Below are 2,258 nucleotides of genomic sequence, written 5' to 3' on the forward strand. Positions count from 1 at the left end.
TGCTGTTGAAACCCGTCGCCGACGCATAACCGCCCACCGCGGTCGAATAGTCACCACTGGCTTCCGACAGGAAACCGAACGCCGCCGCGGTCTCGCCGGCGGCGCTGCTCTCGGCACCGATCGCGGTCGCACCTTCGCCCGCGGCGTCGGCATAGAAACCGACCGCCGTGGCTTCGGTACCCGAAGCACCGCTGAGTGCGCCGGAAGCCAGGCTCCCGTCTCCGCTGGCGACGGCACCGGCGCCGGTGGCCGTGGCCAGTTCGCCGGTCGCCAGGCTTTCCGAGCCCAGCGCGACGGCGTACTCGCCGCTGGCCTGCGCCATCGCGCCGAGCGCGATTGCGCTCTCGGCGTCGGCGACCGAATTGAAACCGACGGCGGTCGCGGTTTCGGCCAGTGCCTGTGCACCGCTGCCGAAGGCCGACGCGCCCAGGTCGCCCGCATAACTGCTCGAACCGGTCGCGGTCGAATAGTCGCCTTCTGCGATCGCGTTCGAACCGGAAGCGGTCGCCTCCTCGCCATCGGCGAATGCCTCGCCTTCGCCGGTGGCCTTGAAGTAGCGCGCGGTTTCCGCCGCGCCCTCGGCCACTTCGTTGAATTGCCCCATGTTGACCGCGTCGTTGTCGTCGACGCCGTCGCTGACGTTGACGATGCGGCGCGTCGCCGGATAGCCGCCCGCCCCGGTGCCGTTGCCCACCGACACCACGTTCTCCTCGTTGGCGCGCGCCCCCGAACCCAGCGCCACGCTGTTGGCGCCGTTGGCCCAGGCGCTCAGGCCCACCGCGGTGGCGTTGATGCCGCCGTAGGCGTACGAGTCGCGGCCGATCGCCGTCGAACCCACCGAGGTCGCCCAAGCCAGCTGGCCGACCGCCGTGGTGTTGTCGGCCGTGGCCCGGGACGAGCCGCCCACCGACGTGCTGTTGAGGCTCGTCGCCTGCGAGCTGCTGCCCAGCGCAACGCTGGCGCTGCCGCTGGCCGTCGAGGAGACGCCGACCGCCGTGGTGTTCGCCTCGCTCGCTTCGGCGCCGTAGCCGAGCGCGGTCGCGAAATCGCCGCTGGCATCACTGAAACCGCCGTTGGCGGTCGAGGCCAGGCCCGCCGCCGAGCTGCTGTAACCGGTTGCAGTGGACTGCAACCCGTCGGCCGTGGCCGCCGCGCCGGTCGCGGTGCTGAAGGCGCCATTGGCCTGGGCGCCGGCGCCGAAGGCCGAAGCGCCTACTTCCAGCGCCGTGGTGGTCTGGTCCAGCAGCACCTCGCCGGTGTCCGGATCCTCGTAGTACAGCCAGCCGCCAACCGCAGTGCTGGAATCGCCATTGGCCACCGCATTGAAACCGGAGGCGGTGGCGTACTGGCCGAACGCCTGCGCGCCGCTGCCGAACGCCGAGGCGCCCGGGCCCGCGGCATAACTGGCCGAACCGTTCGCCGTCGAGTAGTCGCCCTCGGCGGTCGCGTTCGAACCCGAAGCCGTGGCCTCGACGCCGTCGGCGTACGCCTCGCCGTCGCCGGTCGCCTGGAAATATTGGGTACTGGAGGTCACCGCCTCGAGCTGCGCCAGGTTCACCGCATCCGTATCTTCGGTCCCGGCTGCCACGTTGACGATCTGGCGCTCGCCACCTTCAGTGCCGACCGAGACCGTGTTCTCGCGGTTGGCGCGCGAATCGGCACCGAGCGCCACGCTGTTGACCGCGCTCGCCCACGCGCTGGCGCCCAGCGCCGTCGCGTTCTCGGCGTAGGCGAAGCTGTCCTGGCCGATCGCCGTCGCCCCGTCGCGGGTCGCCCAGGCGAACTGGCCGAGCGCGGTGCTCTGGGCACCGGTCGCCCACGCCGACTGGCCGACCGCCGTTCCGTCCTCGCCCGTCGCCCTCGCGTTGTAGCCCACGGCGGTGCTGTAGTAACCGCCGGCGTCGGCGGAGAAGCCCAGCGCGGTCGCGCCGTAGTCGCTGGCGGAGGAACCGTAGCCGAACGCCGCCGAGCGCTCGGCGGTCGCCTCGCTGAAGCTGCCGACCGCCGTCGAGTAGTCGGAGGACGCGACGCTGCTGTAGCCGAGCGCGGTCGACTGCAGGCCCGAAGCCGTCGCGTTCGCACCGGTCGCGGTACTCAGGAAACCGGTCGCCTGTGCGCCCGCGCCAAGGGCGCTGGCGCCGAAATCGGAGGCCGTGGTGGTGGCATCGAGCACCACTTCGCCATCCACCTCGTAGTACAGGGCGCCGCCGACCGCAGTGCTCGAGTCGCCCTCGGCGACCGCGCCGTAGCCCGATGCC

1 pseudogene is annotated in these 2,258 nt (G+C 71.6%); it reads right to left on the reverse strand.

Annotation, left to right across the window (positions count from 1 at the left end):
• Positions 1 to 2,258: pseudogene (locus tag FXO19_RS19365) on the reverse strand (ESPR-type extended signal peptide-containing protein); the annotation flags it as partial.

The sequence above is a fragment of the Luteimonas suaedae genome, assembly GCF_008312895.1.
Classification (GTDB): Bacteria; Pseudomonadota; Gammaproteobacteria; order Xanthomonadales; family Xanthomonadaceae; genus Luteimonas; species Luteimonas suaedae.